Source organism: Bradyrhizobium sp. PUT101 (genome assembly GCF_052043945.1).
Classification (GTDB): Bacteria; Pseudomonadota; Alphaproteobacteria; order Rhizobiales; family Xanthobacteraceae; genus Bradyrhizobium.
Window position 1 is genome coordinate 299,560 of record NZ_CP197207.1, and the last position, 18,005, is coordinate 317,564.

Annotated in this window: 21 protein-coding genes; 10 read left to right on the forward strand and 11 right to left on the reverse strand. The window is 65.1% G+C overall.

Going from position 1 to position 18,005, the window contains the following annotated elements:
- Nucleotides 1-4: 4 nt before the first annotated feature.
- The 4 genes from ACSHT2_RS01405 to ACSHT2_RS01420 all read right to left on the reverse strand — a co-directional run bounded on the left by ACSHT2_RS01405 (nucleotide 5) and on the right by ACSHT2_RS01420 (nucleotide 3,372).
- Nucleotides 5-826 carry a GNAT family N-acetyltransferase gene (locus tag ACSHT2_RS01405; RefSeq protein WP_440640057.1) on the reverse strand — a complete coding sequence of 274 codons (822 nt, stop codon included), beginning with the start codon at nucleotides 824-826 and terminating at the stop codon, nucleotides 5-7.
- Nucleotides 813-1,850 (reverse strand): NAD-dependent epimerase/dehydratase family protein, encoded by a 1,038-nt coding sequence (locus ACSHT2_RS01410; protein ID WP_440640058.1) that lies wholly within the window; start codon nucleotides 1,848-1,850, stop codon nucleotides 813-815. Before ACSHT2_RS01410 ends, ACSHT2_RS01405 begins: the two co-directional genes overlap by 14 nt.
- 20 nt (nucleotides 1,851-1,870) lie before the next feature.
- On the reverse strand, nucleotides 1,871-2,641 hold the full coding sequence (locus tag ACSHT2_RS01415; protein ID WP_440640059.1) for an ABC transporter permease: 771 nt from the start codon (nucleotides 2,639-2,641) through the stop codon (nucleotides 1,871-1,873).
- 83 nt (nucleotides 2,642-2,724) lie between these two features.
- Nucleotides 2,725-3,372 carry a TetR/AcrR family transcriptional regulator gene (locus tag ACSHT2_RS01420; protein WP_440640060.1) on the reverse strand — a complete coding sequence of 216 codons (648 nt, stop codon included), beginning with the start codon at nucleotides 3,370-3,372 and terminating at the stop codon, nucleotides 2,725-2,727.
- Nucleotides 3,373-3,472: 100 nt separating this feature from the next.
- Between ACSHT2_RS01420 and ACSHT2_RS01425 the strand changes: the two genes are divergently transcribed.
- Nucleotides 3,473-4,489 (forward strand): ABC transporter substrate-binding protein, encoded by a 1,017-nt coding sequence (locus tag ACSHT2_RS01425; protein ID WP_440640061.1) that lies wholly within the window; start codon nucleotides 3,473-3,475, stop codon nucleotides 4,487-4,489.
- 23 nt (nucleotides 4,490-4,512) lie between these two features.
- Here the strand turns inward: ACSHT2_RS01425 and panB are convergent, their stop codons facing one another.
- Nucleotides 4,513-5,334 carry a 3-methyl-2-oxobutanoate hydroxymethyltransferase gene (gene panB, locus ACSHT2_RS01430; protein ID WP_440640062.1) on the reverse strand — a complete coding sequence of 274 codons (822 nt, stop codon included), beginning with the start codon at nucleotides 5,332-5,334 and terminating at the stop codon, nucleotides 4,513-4,515.
- Nucleotides 5,335-5,648: 314 nt separating this feature from the next.
- On the opposite strand from panB, the gene minC reads away from it, so the two are divergent.
- From minC to ACSHT2_RS01450, 4 genes are all read left to right on the forward strand, one after another.
- Complete coding sequence (minC, locus tag ACSHT2_RS01435) at nucleotides 5,649-6,347, forward strand: septum site-determining protein MinC (protein ID WP_440640063.1); 699 nt, start codon at nucleotides 5,649-5,651, stop codon at nucleotides 6,345-6,347.
- A gap of 19 nt (nucleotides 6,348-6,366) precedes the next feature.
- Nucleotides 6,367-7,182, forward strand: a complete 816-nt coding sequence (gene minD, locus ACSHT2_RS01440) for a septum site-determining protein MinD (RefSeq protein ID WP_440640064.1) — start codon at nucleotides 6,367-6,369, stop codon at nucleotides 7,180-7,182.
- A complete protein-coding gene (minE, locus tag ACSHT2_RS01445) occupies nucleotides 7,179-7,460 on the forward strand; it encodes a cell division topological specificity factor MinE (RefSeq protein WP_124158994.1) in 282 nt (93 codons plus the stop codon). Before minD ends, minE begins: the two co-directional genes overlap by 4 nt.
- A 184-nt stretch (nucleotides 7,461-7,644) precedes the next feature.
- Nucleotides 7,645-7,830: a hypothetical protein gene (locus ACSHT2_RS01450; RefSeq protein WP_124158995.1), complete on the forward strand. Its 186-nt coding sequence runs from the start codon at nucleotides 7,645-7,647 to the stop codon at nucleotides 7,828-7,830.
- A 21-nt stretch (nucleotides 7,831-7,851) separates the two neighbouring features.
- Here the strand turns inward: ACSHT2_RS01450 and ACSHT2_RS01455 are convergent, their stop codons facing one another.
- Nucleotides 7,852-8,100 (reverse strand): hypothetical protein, encoded by a 249-nt coding sequence (locus tag ACSHT2_RS01455; protein ID WP_440640065.1) that lies wholly within the window; start codon nucleotides 8,098-8,100, stop codon nucleotides 7,852-7,854.
- Nucleotides 8,101-8,211: 111 nt separating this feature from the next.
- A complete protein-coding gene (locus tag ACSHT2_RS01460; RefSeq protein WP_440640066.1) occupies nucleotides 8,212-8,604 on the reverse strand; it encodes a hypothetical protein in 393 nt (130 codons plus the stop codon).
- Nucleotides 8,605-8,731: 127 nt separating this feature from the next.
- Here ACSHT2_RS01460 and ACSHT2_RS01465 point away from each other — a divergent pair, with 127 nt between their 5' ends.
- A complete protein-coding gene (locus ACSHT2_RS01465) occupies nucleotides 8,732-9,517 on the forward strand; it encodes an SDR family NAD(P)-dependent oxidoreductase (RefSeq protein WP_440640067.1) in 786 nt (261 codons plus the stop codon).
- 22 nt (nucleotides 9,518-9,539) lie between these two features.
- On the opposite strand, the gene ACSHT2_RS01470 is transcribed toward ACSHT2_RS01465, so the two are convergent.
- The gene (locus ACSHT2_RS01470) at nucleotides 9,540-9,776 is read right to left on the reverse strand and encodes a DUF6894 family protein (protein ID WP_124158999.1); all 237 of its coding nucleotides are present in this window, start codon (nucleotides 9,774-9,776) and stop codon (nucleotides 9,540-9,542) included.
- 352 nt (nucleotides 9,777-10,128) lie between these two features.
- Nucleotides 10,129-11,148, reverse strand: a complete 1,020-nt coding sequence (locus ACSHT2_RS01475; protein WP_440640068.1) for a hypothetical protein — start codon at nucleotides 11,146-11,148, stop codon at nucleotides 10,129-10,131.
- Between the two features lie 324 nt (nucleotides 11,149-11,472).
- Here ACSHT2_RS01475 and ACSHT2_RS01480 point away from each other — a divergent pair, with 324 nt between their 5' ends.
- On the forward strand, nucleotides 11,473-12,090 hold the full coding sequence (locus ACSHT2_RS01480; RefSeq protein ID WP_440643020.1) for a L,D-transpeptidase: 618 nt from the start codon (nucleotides 11,473-11,475) through the stop codon (nucleotides 12,088-12,090).
- A 61-nt stretch (nucleotides 12,091-12,151) separates the two neighbouring features.
- Here ACSHT2_RS01480 and ACSHT2_RS01485 read toward each other — a convergent pair whose 3' ends face one another.
- Both ACSHT2_RS01485 and ACSHT2_RS01490 read right to left on the reverse strand, forming a co-directional pair.
- Complete coding sequence (locus ACSHT2_RS01485) at nucleotides 12,152-12,583, reverse strand: COG4315 family predicted lipoprotein (protein WP_440640069.1); 432 nt, start codon at nucleotides 12,581-12,583, stop codon at nucleotides 12,152-12,154.
- A 118-nt stretch (nucleotides 12,584-12,701) separates the two neighbouring features.
- The gene (locus ACSHT2_RS01490) at nucleotides 12,702-13,166 is read right to left on the reverse strand and encodes a MarR family winged helix-turn-helix transcriptional regulator (RefSeq protein WP_440640070.1); all 465 of its coding nucleotides are present in this window, start codon (nucleotides 13,164-13,166) and stop codon (nucleotides 12,702-12,704) included.
- Nucleotides 13,167-13,272: 106 nt separating this feature from the next.
- Between ACSHT2_RS01490 and ACSHT2_RS01495 the strand changes: the two genes are divergently transcribed.
- From ACSHT2_RS01495 to ACSHT2_RS01505, 3 genes are all read left to right on the forward strand, one after another.
- Entirely contained in the window at nucleotides 13,273-15,195 is a 1,923-nt protein-coding gene (locus ACSHT2_RS01495; protein WP_440640071.1) for an FAD-binding monooxygenase, read from the forward strand.
- A gap of 440 nt (nucleotides 15,196-15,635) precedes the next feature.
- Nucleotides 15,636-16,874, forward strand: a complete 1,239-nt coding sequence (locus ACSHT2_RS01500) for an efflux RND transporter periplasmic adaptor subunit (protein ID WP_440640072.1) — start codon at nucleotides 15,636-15,638, stop codon at nucleotides 16,872-16,874.
- The gene (locus tag ACSHT2_RS01505) at nucleotides 16,871-18,004 is read left to right on the forward strand and encodes an ABC transporter permease (RefSeq protein WP_440640073.1); all 1,134 of its coding nucleotides are present in this window, start codon (nucleotides 16,871-16,873) and stop codon (nucleotides 18,002-18,004) included. The genes ACSHT2_RS01500 and ACSHT2_RS01505 overlap by 4 nt, the downstream gene beginning before the upstream one ends.
- Nucleotide 18,005: the final 1 nt, after the last annotated feature.

Consider the following 18,005-nt stretch of genomic DNA (forward strand, 5'->3'; position numbering starts at 1 on the left):
TGTCCTATCCGAATTCGGGGCCTGCGACGGCGAACGGCATTTCCTCGGCCATGGCGGTGACGGGGCCGAGACGCATCCGCTGGAACGGGCGTTCAATGGTCCAGCCGGACGCTGTCAATCCGTCCAGGAACGCGGCTTGCGACGCGACGGCGTCGAGCAGGAGCGGTCCGTCCTGCGACTGTGCGATCGCGTTAACCAGGGTCAGCGCGGCTGCGGTGTGATCCGCGAACAACGGGCCGATATGGCACGCGGCTCGGCCGTCCCGCACCAGCGCGATGGCGCCGTTCGCGGAGACGATGCGCGAGCCAGGCCGCCACGCGAAGGCGGAGAGCAGGGCGCTGCGGTCGAGGCCGGTGGCGCGCTGGTCCCGACCGCGAAGCGCGTCGAGCGTTGCGGTTGAGGGAGCTTGCCCGAACGCGGGGGTGGATTTCACCAGCTTCAGCCGGCGCAATTGCGAAGTCGGGGTGAAGCCGAGCGGGCCGTAGACCTTGGCGCCGTCGGGCGTCGCATCGAGCCAGCACGTCAGCCCGCTCTTGCGCGCCGTATCGAGACAGGCATCGACGAGCTGCGTGGCAAGGCCGCGGCGGCGATGGCTTTCCGTCACCAGCACCATGCTGATCCACGCATTGTTGCCGGAATAGGGCAGCAGGGCCGCGCTTGCGACCAGCCGTGCGCCGTCGCGGATGCCGAACACGAAGCCTTCGCTCAGGAAGAAGCGCCAGTCCTCGACCGTCTGGTTCCAGTGCGCTTCGGTCGAGAGCACAAGGCCCGCCGCGGCGTCCTCGACGCCGAGCCGGACGATGCGCGGCCCGTCAGTAACGACCATCGCGCACCTCGTATTTGGTGGGCTTGCCGAGGCTCGGCATGGCGCGAGAGACCCAATCCGCGGTCCAGGCGATCAGTTGCTCGGTGTCAACGACGGGCAGGCCGAACAGTTCGACCGCCTTCGACGTGTCGGTCAGCCAGGCGGTCGGCTCTTCCTTGCCCGTCAGCACCGGCGCGCGGCCGAACCTTGCGCCGAATCTTTGCGCGAGGTCGCGGACGGCCAGGATCTCATGGCCGCTGACATTGATCGGCGAGGTCGGCGTCGTGCAATGCGCGAGGCAGCGCAGCGCCTGGGAGGACGCATCGCCCTGCCAGATGAAATTGACATGGCCGAGGCTGACGTCGATCGGCGTGCCCGTCAGCACTTTCGTCGCGATGTCGTGCAGCACGCCATAGCGCATGTCGATCGCGTAGTTGAGGCGGAACAGCCGCCCCGGCGTGCCGAACTTGCGCGAGAAATATTCGAACATGCGCTCGCGGCCGACGCAGGACTGGGCGTATTCGCCGGGCGGGTTCGGCGCCATGTCCTCGCTCGAGCCTTTGCCGTCGACGGGAACGAACGGATAGATGCAGCCGGTGGAGAACGTCACGATGCGGGACGAGGGGAAGGCCTGCGCGACCAGCGCCGGGACATGCGCGTTCATCGCCCAGGTCAGCGACAGATCGCCCTCGGCGCCGAACTTGCGGCCGGCCATGAAGACGATGTTCGGCGCCTTCGGCAGCGCCGCAATCGCCTTCTCGTCCATCAGGTCGCAGTTGATCGTCTCGATCCCGCGCGCGTGCAGCCAGTCCTTCACGCCGGCGTCGCTGAAGCGGGCGACGCCGATGATACGGCGATCGGGCGCGGCGGCCTTCGCAAGTCCTGCCAGCGTCGGGCCCATCTTGCCGGCGACGCCGAGGATCATGATGTCGCCCTCGACCTTCTCGAGGTCGTCGATCAGCGCCTGGCTCGGCCGGCACAGGATGTCGTCGAGCGCAGCGATGTCGGGAATGGTCTTCGGCAGCGTCTGGCGGGTGAGCAGCATGGGTTCGTCGTCCTTGGGCTTCAGGTCTGTCTGGCGTCGCCGACCACGAACATGCGTTCGAGGGCGAGGACCAGGCCGTAGAGAGCGACACCAAGCAGCGTCAGCAGCACGACCGCCATCACCATCGCGGGCGTGTCGAGCGATGACTGCACCTGGATCATGAGGTAGCCGAGCCCGCGCTCGGAGGCGATGAACTCGCCGACGATGGCGCCGGCGACCGCGAGGATGGCGCCGACCTTCATGCCGGAGAAGATGTAGGGCAGCGATCCCGGCAGCTGGATCTTGCGGAACAGAGTCCAGCGCGAGCCGCGCAGCGATTTGACGAGATCGAGCAGATCCGGCTCGACCTCGCGCAGGCCCCGCGCGGTGGTGAGCAGGATCGGGAAGAAGCAGATGCTGAAGGCGATCAGGATGTTCGGCACGATGCCGTAGGAGAACCAGACGATGAAGAGCGGGCCGAGCGCCACTTTCGGAATCATGTTCAGCGTGACGAACAGCGGCAGCAGCACGAGGCTGAGCAGCGGTGCCCAGCTGAAGATCACGGCGAGCGCGACGCCGACGAATGCGCCGAGCGCAAAGCCGCCGAGGATCTCGATCGCCGTCACCAGCGTATTGGCACCCCAGGCGTAGCCCGTCGTTCCCAATGTCTGAATTGTCGCAAGCGGCGAGGGCAGGATGAATTTCGGCACGTGGAAGGCGTCGACCGCGACCTGCCACAGCACGAGCACGACGAGGTGCACGATCAGGACGATCGTAAAGCTGCGCCAGCTGCGTGCCCCGTCTCCTGCCACCGATTGCTCCTGTTGCTCGCAGCCACCCTGCCGCGGGTCGCAAGCCTAGCCGGACTTGAGGAAAGTTTCAACCAGTTGGTTGATTACGGCCGGAGCGACTGGAGCACCAGATCGGCGACGTGCCGGCGGCGGGCGCGCCGCTGGGCCCGGCTCGACAGGTCCTTGCCGAAGATCGCCGACAGCGTCGGCGTGTTGGAGAAGAAGAAATAACTGAGGCCCGCAATCGAGATATAGAGCTGGACGGGGTCGATCCCCTTGCGGAATACGCCCGAGCGCACCCCCTCGTTGAGGATGTGGGAGACGCTTTTGACGAGCGGTGAGTGCATCGCTTCCAGCCTGGTCGAGCCGCGGACGTGGCGGGCGCCGCCGCGGTTCTCGTCGTTCAGGAGCACGATGAAATCGGGGTTTGCGGCCAGATGGTCGAACGAAGCCTCGATCAGCTTGCGGATCGCCTTCTCCGGCGGCAGGCCTTCGAGATTGAGCCTGCGCTCCTGCTCGCGGATGTCCTCATAGACCCATTCGAGCACGGCGAGGTACAGCGCGTCCTTGTCGCCGAAATAATGGTAGACGAGCTGCTTGTTGACGCCGGCGCGCTCGGCGATCTCGTCGACGCGGGCGCCCGCAAAGCCGTGCCGGGCGAATTCCTGGCGCGCCGCGGTCAGGAGCTTCTTGCGGGTGGCGACGGGGTCGCGGCGCTGCGGCACGGTGTCGCCAGATCGTTTTGCGGGCATTTCCAACCAAACAGTTGACAAGTGGAGGGCGGGCTTGTTGCATTGGTATCCTCACAAGGGGAGAGCGACAAGCCGGGTCGCGGCAACGAGGAGAGATGCGATGAAGCGTTTGCAGGCGGCGGGCTCGGCCCTGGTCTTGGCTCTGGCGCTCGGTGCGCCGGCGATGCCCGCGCATGCGGGAGAGGCCGTCAATCTGATCCTGAACTGGACGCCGACGGCCGATCACTCGCCGTATTATTACGCCAAGGCGCAGGGCTGGTACGAGAAGGCGGGCATCGACCTCACCATCGAGACCGGCAAGGGCTCCGGCGTCTCCGCGGCCAAGGTCGGCTCCGGCGGCTCGCCCTTCGGCGTCGCCGATCTCGCGACCATGCTGGTGGCCAAGAGCAAGGGCGCCGATACGGTTGCGGTGATGAGCGTCTATGCCAATACCGGCCAGACTTTCTACTGGCTGAAGAGCTACGGCGTGAACGGCGTGAAGGATTTCGCCGGCCACAAGATCGGCAACCCGCCCGGCGATGCCTCGCGCGTGATGTGGCCGGCCTTCGCCAAGGCGGCAGGGCTTGCGCCCGACTCCGTCGGCTTCGTCAATGTCGGGCCGACCGCCAAGATCGCGGCGCTGAAGAGCCACACTGTCGATATCATCAGCGACTTCTACAACGAGCACGACCTGAAGGTCATCGAGTTCGGTCCCGACCTCGGCTACGTCAACTGGAAGGACATCGGGCTCAACCCTTACGGCAATTCGCTGATCGTCAACGGTGCCTATCTGCAGAAGAATCCGAAGGTCGTCGAAGATTTCGTGCGCGTCACGCAGAAGGCATTTGCGGCCTGCGTCGCCGACGTAGCCCCGTGCCTGAACGCGCTGCTCGCGCAGGTCTCGGGGCTCGACCGCGCCAACCAGGAACGCCAGTGGGAGCGCATCAAGTTCCTGATGACGGACGAGTTCACGACCACCAAGGGGCTCGGCTGGATCGACGGCGAGCGGATGAAGAAGGACTACGACCTGGTCCACACCTATCTCGGCATGGAGAAGCCGTTCGACGTGACGACGGCGTTCACAACGAAGTTGCTGGATCCGAACATCAAGATGGATGCGAGCAAGGTGAAGAAGTGAGCGGCGCTTGACTGCTCGCTGCGTCAGCCCTTCTTCATGTCGTAGACGTGTTCCGGTCCGGGAAAGGCACGCGACCGCACGTCGGCGGCATACCGTTCGACCGCCGCTTCGATGGCCGGACCGAGATCGCCGTAGCGCCGAACGAATTTAGGGGTTCGTGGCGAGAGCCCAAGCATGTCCTCGAGCACGAGCACTTGGCCGTCGCAGGCCGCGCTCGCGCCGATCCCGATGGTGGGGATCGCGATCGTTTCCGTGATCTTGCGCGCTAACGGCTCGGCCACGGCTTCAACGACGACTGAGAACGCACCGGCATCGGCGACCGCCTTCGCATCGTCCTCGATCGGCCCCCAGTCGATCTCGTTGCGCCCCTGGGCGCGAAACGAACCGAGCGTGTTGATGGATTGCGGCGTAAGGCCGATATGACCCATCACCGGGATGCCACGTCCGGACAGGAATGCAATCGTCTCCGCCATGCGGACGCCGCCTTCAAGCTTCACCGCGCCGCATTGCGTTTCCTTCATGATCCGTACCGCGGAATTGAATGCCTGCTCCTTGGAGGCTTCATACGACCCGAACGGCATATCGACCACGACCAGCGCCCGCTTCGATCCGCGCATCACGGCAGCACCTTGAAGGATCATCATGTCGAGCGTGACCGGCACTGTCGTCTCGAAGCCGTGCATGACGTTACCAAGGGAATCGCCGACCAGAATAACGTCGCAATGCTGATCCACCAGCGCTGCCGTGTGCGCATGATAGGAGGTCAGCATGACGACCGGCTCGCCGTGCTTGCGGGCGCGGATGTCCGGCGCGGTCTTGCGTCTGATGGACGACTGAATTGACATGATCGGCTCCGTCTGCGGGACGCGCATCGAAACCAGATGGCACGACCGTGTCAATCCGGGTGAGCGGTCCTGCAATCACATGGATGGCGCGACACGGTGCGCTGCAGAGCCGGGGCCCGGGCCCATGTTGGCGGTGAGCGTGACCGGCTTGGGCGCGCCATGAGCAGCAGAGTTGTGCGTCGCAGCGCGCGTCCGGACACGAAAGCGACTCCAACCAATTCACGTCCCACGTAACCCCACGGAGACATTAACCGACCGTTAACCATATCCGCCGCATCGTTAACCATTCAATAACAGGGAACGAGTCGGCCGCCATGCAGGCTGCAGCAAAAGTCCAACGTCAATTGGTGCGCCTGCGCGGACGCTCCTATGTGGCGTTCGTGTTCACGCCGACGGTTCCGGTCCAGGACTGGCTGCATGAGATCGACGCCACCATTGCGCGGTCGCCGGGCTTCTTTGCCGGCCGGCCCGTGGTGATCGACCTGTCCTCGGTCGATCTCAGCCAGGCCGGCATCGGCCATCTGCTCACCAGCCTTCAGGAACGCAACATCCGCGTGCTCGGCATCGAGGGCGTGGAGGAGGGCCGGCTGACCTCCGCGATGCCGCCGCTGCTGTCGGGCGGGCGCAGCTGCGTGGTCGAGCCGAGCGCGCCGAAGAAGGCCGACGTGAAAGTGGAGACCAAGCCGACCTCGCTGCTCCTCGAAAACCCCGTGCGCTCGGGCCAGACCGTGATCTTCCCGGAAGGCGACGTCACCATTCTCGGCTCGGTCGGCTCCGGCGCCGAGGTCGTCGCCGGCGGCTCCATCCACGTCTACGGCGCGCTGCGCGGCCGCGCCATGGCGGGCGTGAACGGTCACACCAGCGCGCGCATCTATTGTCAGAAGATCGAAGCCGAACTGCTTGCAATCGATGGGTTTTATCAGACCGCCGACGACATCGACGAGGCCCTGCGCGGGCGGCCCGCCCAGGCCTTCCTGCAAGGCAACACCATGCGAATTACTGCGCTGAACTGACCAGAAGGAGATAATTGAGATGGCCAAGGTACTGGTCGTGACATCAGGCAAGGGCGGGGTCGGCAAGACCACGACGACCGCCGCTCTGGGAGCGGCGCTCGCGCAACGCGGCGACAAGGTCGTCGTCGTCGATTTCGACGTCGGCTTGCGTAATCTCGACCTCGTGATGGGCGCCGAACGTCGCGTGGTGTTCGATCTCATCAACGTGGTGCAGGGCGTCGCGAAGCTGCCGCAGGCGCTGATCCGCGACAAGCGGCTGGAGAATCTCTGGCTGCTGCCGGCCTCGCAAACCCGCGACAAGGACGCGCTGACGGAAGAGGGCGTCGGCAAGGTCATCGCCGATCTGCGTAGCCGTTTCGACTGGGTGATCTGCGACAGCCCGGCCGGCATCGAGCGCGGCGCCTCCATGGCGATGCGCTTTGCCGACGAGGCCGTGATCGTCACCAATCCGGAAGTCTCCTCGGTGCGCGATTCCGACCGCATCATCGGCATGCTCGATTCCAAGACGGTGCGGGCCGAAAAGGGCGAGCGGGTCGAGAAGCACATTCTCATCACCCGCTACGATCCCTCCCGCGCCGCGCGCGGCGAGATGCTGACCATCGACGACATCCTCGAGATCCTTGCCACGCCCTTGCTCGGCATCATCCCCGAGAGCCAGGACGTGTTGAAGGCGTCCAACGTCGGCACGCCGGTGACCTTGTCGAACGCGGATGGAGCGCCGGCGCGGGCCTATATGGACGCGGCCAAGCGCCTCTGCGGCGAGAACGTGACGATGCATGTTCCTGCCGAGCGCAGAGGTCTGATGGATCGTTTGCTGCGACGGAGGGCTGCATGAGCATGGGTCTGCTTCGACTTCTCCGCGGCAAGAAGGCCTCGGCACCCGTCGCTCGCGAACGGCTGCAGATCCTGCTTGCCCATGAGCGTGGAATGCGCGGCCAGCCCGATCTGCTCGGTGTGCTGCGCGAGGAAATTCTCGCCGTCGTGTCCAGGCATGTGGCGCTGGACCCGACCAAGGTCATCGTCCGGCTCGAACGCGGCGACGAGGTTTCGACCCTGGAGGTCGATATCGAGGTGCCGAACGATTTCGAGCGCAAGAAGGCGGCGGTCGCGTAGGGGCCGCGGCCGAAGATTTCCAGCTCTGGGGTGGGTGAAAGGGCGGTCCGCCGGGCATGGCGGGCCGCCTTTGTCTTGGCTCACATCGACGGGACGGAACGAGCTCCGGGGCTCAGCCGTTGTGAGACACCCGCGGTGGCAGTTGCCGCACTGCACCGCAGTTCCCTCAAGCGGGAGAGCGCCCATGATGTCCGAGGTCCAGGTCCATACCGTTGCCCGGCAGATGCTCGAACAGCACGGTTTTGTTGCGATCGCGAAGGCCGCCGAGCAAGCCCAGGCCTGCGAGAGCCGCGGCGAGGCCGACGAGGCCAGGGAGTGGCGTCACATCGCGGACGCCATGAAGATCATGCGCGGCCCGCATCAGAGCTGACATTCGTCAGCGCGATCGTCCTCAACGTTCCCCGTGATCGGCGCCTTGCGACGACGTCCGGTTCTGTGTCTGCGGCTGCCCGCGCTCGCCTGTCGCTTTGCAGGGGAGCGGCTCCCACGAGCCATCCGGCGCCTGCTGATAGGCACTGCAGGACGACAAGGTGGATTTTTCCTCGCCTTTCTGGGCGTCGGAATTCCTCGCCAGCACGGGCGCAACCAGCACCGTGGCGGCTGCAATCGCGCCGGCGAAAACGAAATGGATACTCCGCATGAGGACCTCCTGTTCGGATTCGAAGATGCCACATGCTTTCGAGGATTGTGACGATTTTGGGCCGCAGCAGAGGTTCCGTCGCGGCGTGCTTAACGCGAAAGGCCGGCTCGCTCAGCCGCCCTTGCTTCGGATCAGGCCGGCGAGATTGGTCTTCTGGGCCTCGCACCAGCCGGACATGCCGAGACGGCGCTGGTCCATGTCGGTCGCCTGGGTCGCGACCGCGACCTCGGCCATCAAATCATCGTCCTGCTTCTCGCCCATCTTGCCGCCGGTGTGCATCCAGGCGATCGCCTTGCGCACCTTCTCGGTGGTGCCATCGGGCAGGTGCATCTGCTGCGCCTTCTGCACCAGGTCCTGATAGACGAGGTCTGTGTTGGGGCACTCGACCTTGGCCGCGAAGGCCTGCAAGACCATGGTCACATAGATCGACCGCGGCGGCGCGTCGGCCGCCTGGGCCGGCGCGGTCAGCAGCAGCAGGCCCGCCATCAGAAAACCGGTGCGCATCCTTGGAACCTCCTCCGTTTTTTTGAGAGGCTAGCGCCCGGCACGGCGCTCCGCAATGGTGCGCGGCACAATTGTCGTCGGTCCAGGCGGTGGGCTAACCTGCCGCTCCCCAGCCTCGGAGCACGACATGAGCCTGTTCAGCACGCCGTTCGATCCAGCACGCGACACCGCGCTCGTCACCGGCGCGGGCAATGGCATCGGCCGCGCGATCGCGCAGGCACTGGTCGGTGAGGGCGTGCGGGCCGTGTTTGCGGATGTGAGCGCGGAGCGGGTGCATGCCGCGATCGGCGCGAGCGAGCAGCCCGCTCTGGCCGTGCCCTGGGTCGGCGATCTCGCCAGGCTCGAGGCCTGCGATGAGCTGCTGGCTGCTGCACATGCCGCGCTGGGCGAGGTCACGCATTTCGTCCACAGCGCCTCGCCGCCGCGGCGCGAAGCCGATCATGCCCTCGCGGTCGATCGCAGGACGTGGCAGGAGATGCATGCCGTCAATCTCGATGCCGGCTTTCACCTCGGGCGCGAACTCGCAAAACGGCTGATCGCGGCGAAACGGCCGGGCTCATTCTTGTTTCTGACGTCGCTGCATGCGGGCACCCCGCGCAACCTGCCGCATTATTCGACGGCGAAGGCGGGGCTGGGGATGCTGGTGAAGGAGCTGGCCAAGACGTTTGGCCGCCACGATATCCGCGTCAACGCGCTGGTGCCCGGCGCGATCGCGGCCGGTGGATTCGTTGCAGATCCCGCGCTGGCGCGGCACATTCCGCTCGGACGTCTCGGCGAGGCCAAGGACCTCGTGCCGATGGCGCTCACGGTGCTGTCGAACAAGCTCTCCGCTTACGTCACCGGCGCGGCCTTCGTCGTTGACGGTGGATTGTCGCTGACGAACTGGTTCGAGCCGCCGACGCTTGAAGAGTAAAGATCCGCTTCGCTTGAAAACGCTATGCTTGGCGCTGCCAGGCCGGCACCGGATCGAGCGGCGTGCGATAGAGCTCGTTGTGATCGCGATCGGTGACGCGCACCGCGCAACCCTTCTGCTGCAGCTCCGGCTTCACCTGCGACAGCTCGCATGCCAGCTGATCGGCGCGATCGGAGGCAACCTCGATGTCTTCGAGGATGATTCCCCCCTGGTTCTTGAACTCTTCACCAACCACAAGATCGAAATAGTAGTAGGGCATGTGAATTCCCCGTGTGACGATCTGAGCTTCAGTGCAAGTCTCAACACTTCTCGCATGATACCACTGAGTCGATAGAGGCCGAATGAACAGGCCGCGCAATCTCTGTGCTTATGGCGCAGAAATGATGTGCAATGTGTGAGTGCGTTAACATTTTATTAAATATGCTTGCGCGACCATGAGGCATGGAATTGCAGCAGAACCGGGCTCCGGGAACCGGCAGCTGCAAGAGAAGGCCGGCGGCATAGATCCCGACGGCCTTTTCTCTTGAGCGGAAGATGCGCGGTATCGCTCCCGTAATCGCCCGGACTCAACCCATCACACAGACTCGGACAGCCTGCGCGACGTCGTCGCTTTAGCGTAGCGGCATTGGCGGGCGCACGACCGGTCCATCATCATCGGCAACGGCTTGTGTCGTCGTGACCGGCGCAGCTGGTGGCGAGGCGGCCGCGGCAGACTGCGACGGCGGGGGCGCGAGCGGCGCCGGCGCATAAGTCGGCACGTAGGTCTGCGACACGGCCGGCTTCGGTTTGCGAACCGGCGGCGCCGGAGGCCGCGGCGGAAGCGCCGACGCGCGCGCGCGGGGGTCGACCGGCGGCTTCGCCTCCGCATGGGGCTTCGGTACGGGTGGCTTCGCCATCTCGCGCGCCATCTGCTCCTGTCCGGCCTTCAGCTCGGCGATGTTGGCCTTGAGCTGCTCGATCTGCTGCGCCATCGCGGCGAGATCGCGCGTCATCGATTGCACCGACTGCGTTGTGTCGACGGGCAGTGTCGGGGCAGGCGCGACCGCGGCAATTTGAGCGGCGGGCGGCGTCGCAGATTGGTCGGCCGCTTGATCCGAAGTGGCTTCCACTGCAGGCGGTGCGGCCTGCGCGGCGGCGACCGGCGTGGTCTGCGATGTCGCAGGTAGCAGCGAGGTCGCAGGCAGCAACGAGGCCAGTGCCGGCGTCCATTCGGCGAGCATCTGCTTTGCTGCGTCGCCGTGCTCGTCCCACGCGATGCTGGCGGCCACGCTGGCGCCGGCAAACAGGAACGCGACGAACGCTCCGCGCAGCCACTTGCCGAGCGAGGATCGCTTCTGCCTGACAGGACCGTCGTTGGACGTGACGCGGACAGCCGTGTCGACAAACGGTGCCGCGGCGGGCTTTCCGTAGACGACGTTGATGGTGGGCTCGGGCGCACGCGCCGGCTCCAGAGTCAACTTCGGCTCCGGCCGCGGCGCGATCTCCGGCGCGAGCGCAGGCGACGCGCTTGTTGGCCGCGAGGCCAGCACGACCTCTGGAGAGATCTGAACCGCGTCGTGCGGATCGTTATCCTTGACCGTGTCCTTCACGATCTCATCGACGATTTGCTTGGCGTTCAGCGTCGCGAGCATCGCAGCTCCTTTGAAGCCCGGTGTTTGAAGTCGAGTTCGTCCGCATTCGCGCGGTACCGATCTGTCGAGGTGGCCCATCCCGAACCCCAGGACGCACGAGTCCAGCCGCGTTTGACCAAAGCAAGGCGAGGGGATGGAGATGATGCGACGGTCTTCCGCCGTTTGTGGTGATGGAACCCGGCTGATCAAACACGCGCACGTGTTCCCGTCCCGCCTTGTTTTCAGCACGATTTTGGCGATATGTGGCGCTGCTGGGGGTGCTGCTATCCGCTATCGGGGGGGCCGGCGGTGCCAAGATCTTTACTCGTTTTGTTCGTCGCAGCCATGTTGCCGCTGGGCGGCTGCATGCAGACGACACTCTCGCCATCGACGGATGCGAGCATGACGCCGCGCGACCGTCAGTTGCTCGCGCATACGCCTTACGCTCAGGCCAAGGTGCCTGAGCAATATCTCCGCCATATCGTGGACTACCACCGCAAGGAACAGCCGGGCACGATCCTGGTCGATACCGATGCGCGCTACCTCTATTACGTGCTTCCCGACGGCAAGGCGATCCGGTATGGCGTTGCGGTCGGCGAGGAGGCCATGGCGTTCTCCGGCGTCGCGCGGGTCGGCCGCCTGGCGGAATGGCCGGACTGGGTTCCGACGGCGGATATCCAGGCGCGGCTCGGACCGTATCCGGCGCGCGTTCGTGGCGGTCCCGCCAATCCGCTCGGCGCGCGGGGCATCTATCTATATGTCGGCAACAAGGACACGCTTTACCGCATCCACGGCACCAACCAGCCCGAATATATCGGCCAGGCGATCTCGTCCGGCTGCATCCGGATGCGCAATGAGGACGTCATCGATCTCTACGACCGCGTAAAGCTCAATTCGATGGTCGTGGTGCTGCCGCCAGGGCAGAACGCGCAGGCGCAGACGGGCTTGCGCTGGCGCGGGTGAGGGCTTGTGCGATCGGTCAATTCCGTCGCAGCGTCGTCCGTCATCCGGCGATGTTCTCGCCCTAGTTCGCGGGCCGCGCGATCCGCCATTGCAGGGTCGTGGCATTCCCGTTGGCATCGCCCGGCGCCTTGTCGGCGGGTGAGGTGTAGAGCGGACGATAGCGGTACGCCCACATCTTGCTGCCGTCGTTGCGGTCGATCACGGTGAAGTCGCCGACGGCCCTGGCGTCGGCCGTCGCCGCCAGCGGAACCCAGCTCTCTGTGCACTTGCCGTTGCAGTTCGACGTCTTGCCCGTGGTGTCGCGCTCGTAGGTATAAAGCGTCATGCCGTTGAGATCGACGAGCTTGGGGCCCTGTTTGGTCAGGATTACCTTCGCCGGCGCCGCCGGCGCCTCGACCTTCGGCGGAGGAGGGTCGCCGCCGCCGTGGCCGCCTGCGACCGCATGACTGGTCGAGAGCGTCATGGCTGCGGCCATAACGAGGAACCTGAACATTCCGAAACTCCGCCCCGCAAAGTTAATCGCGCGTTAAGCGCCCAATGCGGCCGACGTTAGCAGGCGAAAGTTAGTTCCTGGTTTCGTGCGCTGCGACAATGACCGACGCGGTCCGGGATCAGACCTGAACGTCGCGTAGCGGGGCCCGGCTGAGCTCATTGCCGGCGGCAATGGCCTTGCGCAGCAGCCGCATCAGTTCCTCGCCCTCCTTCGCGCTGAGGCCACGCAGCATGATGCGCTGCGCAGATTCGACGGCCGGCGTGATCTTGCGCAGCGTGCGCCGGCCTTCATCGGTGATCTGGAGCTCCCGCGCGCGGCGGTCGCGGCTGGAGGGGCGGCGCTCCGCGAGGCCTTTCTGTACGAGGCGATCGATCACGCCGGTGATGGTGGTGCGATCGTAGGCGATCAGTCCGGCGAGCGTCACCTGGTCGAGCCCCGGATTGGCCTTGATGGTCGCGAGCGCGGCGTACTGCACCGGCGTGAGATCGAATCCGGCGTCTTCGACCTCGGCCAGGAACACCGCCACCGCGATCTGCTGGAAGCGGCGCGCCAGATGCCCGGGCATGTCGTTGTTGTCCTTCACCGAAGTCTCCGCGGAGGGCAGGGAGGTTTCGAGGGTCGTTGACAAGTATACTGATCGTCAGCATACTGAGCAATATCCAAACAGAAATTGGGCGGGAGAGGTGCTCATGCAATTCCATCTGAATGGATTTCAGCCGGGCGATCCCGAAATTGCCGATCCCGCCGAGCGCGTTCAGGCATCGGGCGCAACAGGCGCCCTGCCTGGCGAGGTCGATGTTCTCATCGTCGGCTGCGGGCCTGCCGGCCTGACGCTCGCTGCCCAGCTTGCGCAATTCCCTGACATCAAGACCTGTATCGTCGAGCAGAAGCCGGACCGGTTGCTGGTCGGGCAGGCCGACGGCATCGCCTGCCGCACCATGGAGATGTTCCAGGCCTACGGCTTCAGCGAGCGGGTGCTGAAGGAGGCCTATTGGGTCAACGAAACGACGTTCTGGAAGCCGGATGAGCGGACGCCGGAGAAGATCATCCGCAGCGGCCGGGTTCAGGACGTCGAGGACGGGCTGTCGGAACTCCCGCACGTCATTCTGAACCAGGCGCGCATCCATGACCATTTCCTCGACGTCATGCGCAAATCGCGGGCGAAGCTCGAGCCGTATTACAGCCGACGCGTGCTTGATCTCCATGTCGATCCTGCCGCCGATGCCGCCGCTCATGCCGTGACCGTGCGCCTCGAACGCGTCGATGCCGCGAACGAGGGTGAGGTCGAGACGATCAGGGCGCGCTACGTCGTCGGCTGCGACGGCGCACGCAGCACGGTGCGCAAATCGATCGGGCGCGAACTGCACGGCGATTCCGCCAACCATGCCTGGGGCGTGATGGACGTGCTGGCGGTGACCGACTTTCCTGACATCCGCTTCAAGTCGCTGATCCAGTCGGCCAAGGACGGCAGCCTGCTGATCATTCCGCGTGAAGGCGGCTACATGGTCCGCATCTATGTCGAGCTCGCAAAACTCGATGTCGGCGAGCGCGTTGCGAACCGCAACATCACCGCCGCCGACGTGATCGCCAAGGCGCAGCGGATCCTGAAGCCGCATACGCTCGACGTGAAGGAGATCGCCTGGTGGTCGGTCTACGAGATCGGCCAGCGCCTTACCGACAAGTTCGACGACGTGCCGCAGGCCGAGATCAATACGCGCCTGCCGCGCATCTTCATCGCCGGCGATGCCTGCCATACGCACAGCCCGAAGGCGGGGCAGGGCATGAACGTCTCGATGCAGGATGCTTTCAATCTCGGCTGGAAGCTTGCTGCCGTGCTGCGGAGGCAGTGCGCCCCAAGCCTGCTGCATTCCTATTCGGCGGAGCGCCAGGCGGTCGCGAAGGAGCTGATCGATTTCGACCGCGAATGGGCGGGGATTCTCGCCTCCGCCGCCAAGGCCGGCGGCGCCGATGCCGCCAAAACGCAGGACTATTTCGTCAGGCACGGGCGCTACACCGCGGGCACGGCTACGCATTACAGGCCATCTGTGCTCACCGGGGCGGCTTCGCATCAGCACCTCGCGCAAGGCCTCATGATCGGCAAGCGCTTCCATTCCGCGCCGGTGATCCGGCTGGCGGACGCCAAGCCGGTCCACCTCGGCCACGCCGCGCAGGCCGACGGCCGTTTCCGCATCTACGCGTTTGCACCCGCGGAAGATCCTGCGGCTGCCGGTTCGGCTATTCGCGCGCTATGCAACTTCCTCACCGAGAGCCGGGAATCGCCAACGCGGCGATATACGCCGGTTGGCGCAGACGTCGACAGCGTGATCGACCTGCGCGCCGTCTTCCAGCAGGATCATCGTCAGCTTGCCGTCGCGGCGATGCCGTCACTGCTGCTCCCGCGCAAGGGCCGCTATGGTCTGATCGACTACGAAAAGATGTTCTGTCCGGACCTCAAGGGCGGCCACGACATTTTCGCAATGCGAGGCATCGATCGAAAGAGCGGCTGCATGGTCGTGGTGCGGCCTGACCAGTATGTCGCGAGTGTATTGCCGCTGGATGATTACGCCGGGCTTGCATCGTACTTCGACAGCTTCGTGCTGAAGGTGAGCTGACGCCAGGCCGCAAGCTCCCGATGTGCAGAAGAGCCTGATTCTACCGAGTTCTCTCGAGCTGCTCTAATGTGGCGGAGAGGGAGGGATTGCGCCAAAACTTCAATAAATTCAATAAAATCAGAGGCTTGTCGCTCGCTCGCGTGGCTCGTGTGTTCCAGTCCTATGCCCCGAACGCGAGCCGTACGAATTGATCTTCGTTCGCAACTGAGCCGCCCGTAGCTATCGCTACCGCGCCAGGCCGCGAACCAACTCGTCCATGCCGAACTGGGCCAACGATGGTCCGCTCCCGTCTTTGAGCCGGATCAACGTCAACTGTGTATCGATCCAGATACTGATCCAGATGAAGGCGCGCGGAGCAACGCCGACATCCAGATGGCGGCCATCCTGCGCTGATTGCCGCGATCCGGCGCACGATCAGCCCGCAGGGAGCCTGAGCGATCATGAGGGCGTCAGTTGAACAGTCTCCTCCGGTCGGGGACAGGCTCGCAAACGAAGCGACATCGACGAAGCCGTTTCTCCGCCGGCGTGCCGTGCGCTATGCGCTGGTGGGGGTCGGCATTCTCGCGCTGATCCTGACGGCAGGCACCGTCATCAACAACCGCCCCATCCAGGTCGATGTGGCCGCGATCGAACGGAATGTCCCCGTCCGCGTGTTTGGACTCGGGACGGCCGAGGCGCGCGTCATGTCGAAGATCGGATTCGAGGTCGGCGCCACCCTCGTCGCGCTCAATGCTGACCACGGCGACCATGTGAGCAAGGGACAGGTTCTGGCCCGGCTCAGCATCGGCGAGCAGGAGGCGAAGGCCGCCAAGGCCCGCGCTGCAGTCGAGATCGCCGCCGTCAACATCAAACGGGCGGAAGCAAACCTGGAGAAAGCGCGGGCCGTCCTGACCCAGAAGCAGGAAGCCAACCGGCGCAAGCAGACCTTGGTCGGGCGCGACATCGTCTCGCAGCAGGTGGCCGAGGAAACAGTGCGCGACGAGGCCGTGGCCCGGGCGGACGCCAGCGTTGCGGAGAGCGAGATCGCGAGCACCAAGGCACAGCTCAGCGATTCCCGTGCGCAGTTGCAATACGAGGAGACGCTGCTGGGGCACCGTATCCTGGTGGCGCCCTACGACGCAATCATCGTCGAGCGGCACAAGGAGCTGGGTACCGTGGTCAAGGCCGGAGATCCGATTTTCACTCTCGTTGCGGACGGCTCCTACTGGGGACTTGCCTATGTCGACGAGGCGCGCGCCGGATTCATCACCGAGGGCCAGCGGGTCGATGCCCGATTGCGGTCGCGCCCGCAGGAGGCCTTCACGGGCAAGGTGGCGCGGATAGGTCTCGAGAGCGACCGCGTGACCGAGGAACGACGTGTGTTCATCAAGGGCGACAATCCGCCGCCGCGCGTCTTTCTCGGCGAACAGGTCGAATTCCTGATCACGGTTGCAATGCTCGACAAGGCGCTGCTCGTGCCGGAAGCCGCCGTCCATGGCTACAACGGGCGCGAGGGGACGGTCTGGACCGTCGAGGACGGAAGATTGCACCGGCGCCTCGTCAAGTTCCGTCATCGGACAGAGGACTCGCGTCTGGAGATCGTCGATGGCTTGCCGGACGGCGCACGCGCGGCGACCCGGATCGAGACCTCCTTCCGAGAGGGCCGCTCGGCCAGGACCGGCGCGGGCGACAAGCCATGAACCTCGCTTATCGCGACATCAGACACAATCTCGGCCGCTTCCTCCTGACTTGTCTGGGGCTGGGGCTTCTACTTGGCGTCGTGCTGGCGATGATAGGCATCTATCGCGGGCTGGTGGTCGAAGCCCTGACCATCGCCCGCGCTCCGGCCGTCGATCTGTGGGTCGTGGAAGCCAATACGCGTGGTCCGTTCGCCCAGGCCTCGCGCATTCCCGGCGACATCCGCGAGGCGGTTGCGCGCATCGCCGGCGTGTCTTCGGCCGGCAGCGTCACCTACCAGACGGTCGAGACCGAGCACAGAGGCGGCAAACTGAGGCTCTACGTCATTGGCTACGAGCCCACGCGACCGGGCGGTCCGCCGGAGATCGCGGACGGTCGCGCCATCGTCCGCAGTCACTACGAGCTGGTCGCCGATCTGACCACGGGGCTGACCCTCGGCGATCGCATCCGGCTCGGCCGCAACGTGTTTACCGTCGTCGGGCTGACCAGCCGCCAAGTCAGCTCCGGCGGCGATCCCGCCGTCTACATCAATCTGCTCGATGCGCAGAAGCTTCAGTTCGATCTGGCTCCGCCTGCCGCGCGCGTGCAGCTCGCGCGCGGCACGGCCGGATCGGGCCGGGATACGGTTAACGCGGTCGTCGCGCAGCTCGATCCCAACTCCTCCGCGGATGCCGTGGCCGAAACGGTGCGCCGCTGGAAGCATCTGGCAGCGATCACGCAGGAGGAACAGGAACTGATCCTGACGCGCTCGCTGGTCGACCGCGCGAGGCGCCAGATCGGACTATTCACGTCCCTCCTGCTCGTCGTCTCCGCGGTGATCATCGCGCTCATCATCTACACGATGACGATGGAGAAGCTGAAGCAGATCGCCACACTGAAGCTGATCGGCGCACCGGACCGGACCATCATCGGAATGATCGTGCAGCAGGCTCTCGCGCTCGGCTCTATCGGCTTTATCATCGGCGCCACACTCATCGTCAACGCCAAGGGTTACTTTCCACGACGCGTGGTGCTCGAGCCCGACAACGTCCTCATCCTCGCCCTCATCGTCTTCGCGGTGTGCCTCCTCTCAAGCGGACTTGGCGTTCGCGCCGCACTTCGGGTCGATCCCGCCACGGCGCTCGGGGGCTGAC

What these genes read in the sequence shown, in the direction of transcription:
- ACSHT2_RS01450 (WP_124158995.1), top strand. Translation starts at nt 7,645, where the DNA reads ATGATGTCCGAGGTCCAGGTCCATACCGTTGCCCGGCAGATGCTCGAA.
- ACSHT2_RS01465 (WP_440640067.1), top strand. Translation starts at nt 8,732, where the DNA reads ATGAGCCTGTTCAGCACGCCGTTCGATCCAGCACGCGACACCGCGCTC.
- ACSHT2_RS01505 (WP_440640073.1), top strand. Translation starts at nt 16,871, where the DNA reads ATGAACCTCGCTTATCGCGACATCAGACACAATCTCGGCCGCTTCCTC.
- ACSHT2_RS01455 (WP_440640065.1), bottom strand. Translation starts at nt 8,100, where the DNA reads ATGCGGAGTATCCATTTCGTTTTCGCCGGCGCGATTGCAGCCGCCACG.
- ACSHT2_RS01460 (WP_440640066.1), bottom strand. Translation starts at nt 8,604, where the DNA reads ATGCGCACCGGTTTTCTGATGGCGGGCCTGCTGCTGCTGACCGCGCCG.
- minC (WP_440640063.1), top strand. Translation starts at nt 5,649, where the DNA reads ATGCAGGCTGCAGCAAAAGTCCAACGTCAATTGGTGCGCCTGCGCGGA.
- ACSHT2_RS01485 (WP_440640069.1), bottom strand. Translation starts at nt 12,583, where the DNA reads ATGTTCAGGTTCCTCGTTATGGCCGCAGCCATGACGCTCTCGACCAGT.
- minE (WP_124158994.1), top strand. Translation starts at nt 7,179, where the DNA reads ATGAGCATGGGTCTGCTTCGACTTCTCCGCGGCAAGAAGGCCTCGGCA.
- ACSHT2_RS01420 (WP_440640060.1), bottom strand. Translation starts at nt 3,372, where the DNA reads ATGCCCGCAAAACGATCTGGCGACACCGTGCCGCAGCGCCGCGACCCC.
- minD (WP_440640064.1), top strand. Translation starts at nt 6,367, where the DNA reads ATGGCCAAGGTACTGGTCGTGACATCAGGCAAGGGCGGGGTCGGCAAG.
- panB (WP_440640062.1), bottom strand. Translation starts at nt 5,334, where the DNA reads ATGTCAATTCAGTCGTCCATCAGACGCAAGACCGCGCCGGACATCCGC.
- ACSHT2_RS01470 (WP_124158999.1), bottom strand. Translation starts at nt 9,776, where the DNA reads ATGCCCTACTACTATTTCGATCTTGTGGTTGGTGAAGAGTTCAAGAAC.
- ACSHT2_RS01480 (WP_440643020.1), top strand. Translation starts at nt 11,473, where the DNA reads ATGTTGCCGCTGGGCGGCTGCATGCAGACGACACTCTCGCCATCGACG.
- ACSHT2_RS01405 (WP_440640057.1), bottom strand. Translation starts at nt 826, where the DNA reads ATGGTCGTTACTGACGGGCCGCGCATCGTCCGGCTCGGCGTCGAGGAC.
- ACSHT2_RS01475 (WP_440640068.1), bottom strand. Translation starts at nt 11,148, where the DNA reads ATGCTCGCGACGCTGAACGCCAAGCAAATCGTCGATGAGATCGTGAAG.
- ACSHT2_RS01500 (WP_440640072.1), top strand. Translation starts at nt 15,636, where the DNA reads ATGAGGGCGTCAGTTGAACAGTCTCCTCCGGTCGGGGACAGGCTCGCA.
- ACSHT2_RS01410 (WP_440640058.1), bottom strand. Translation starts at nt 1,850, where the DNA reads ATGCTGCTCACCCGCCAGACGCTGCCGAAGACCATTCCCGACATCGCT.
- ACSHT2_RS01495 (WP_440640071.1), top strand. Translation starts at nt 13,273, where the DNA reads ATGCAATTCCATCTGAATGGATTTCAGCCGGGCGATCCCGAAATTGCC.
- ACSHT2_RS01425 (WP_440640061.1), top strand. Translation starts at nt 3,473, where the DNA reads ATGAAGCGTTTGCAGGCGGCGGGCTCGGCCCTGGTCTTGGCTCTGGCG.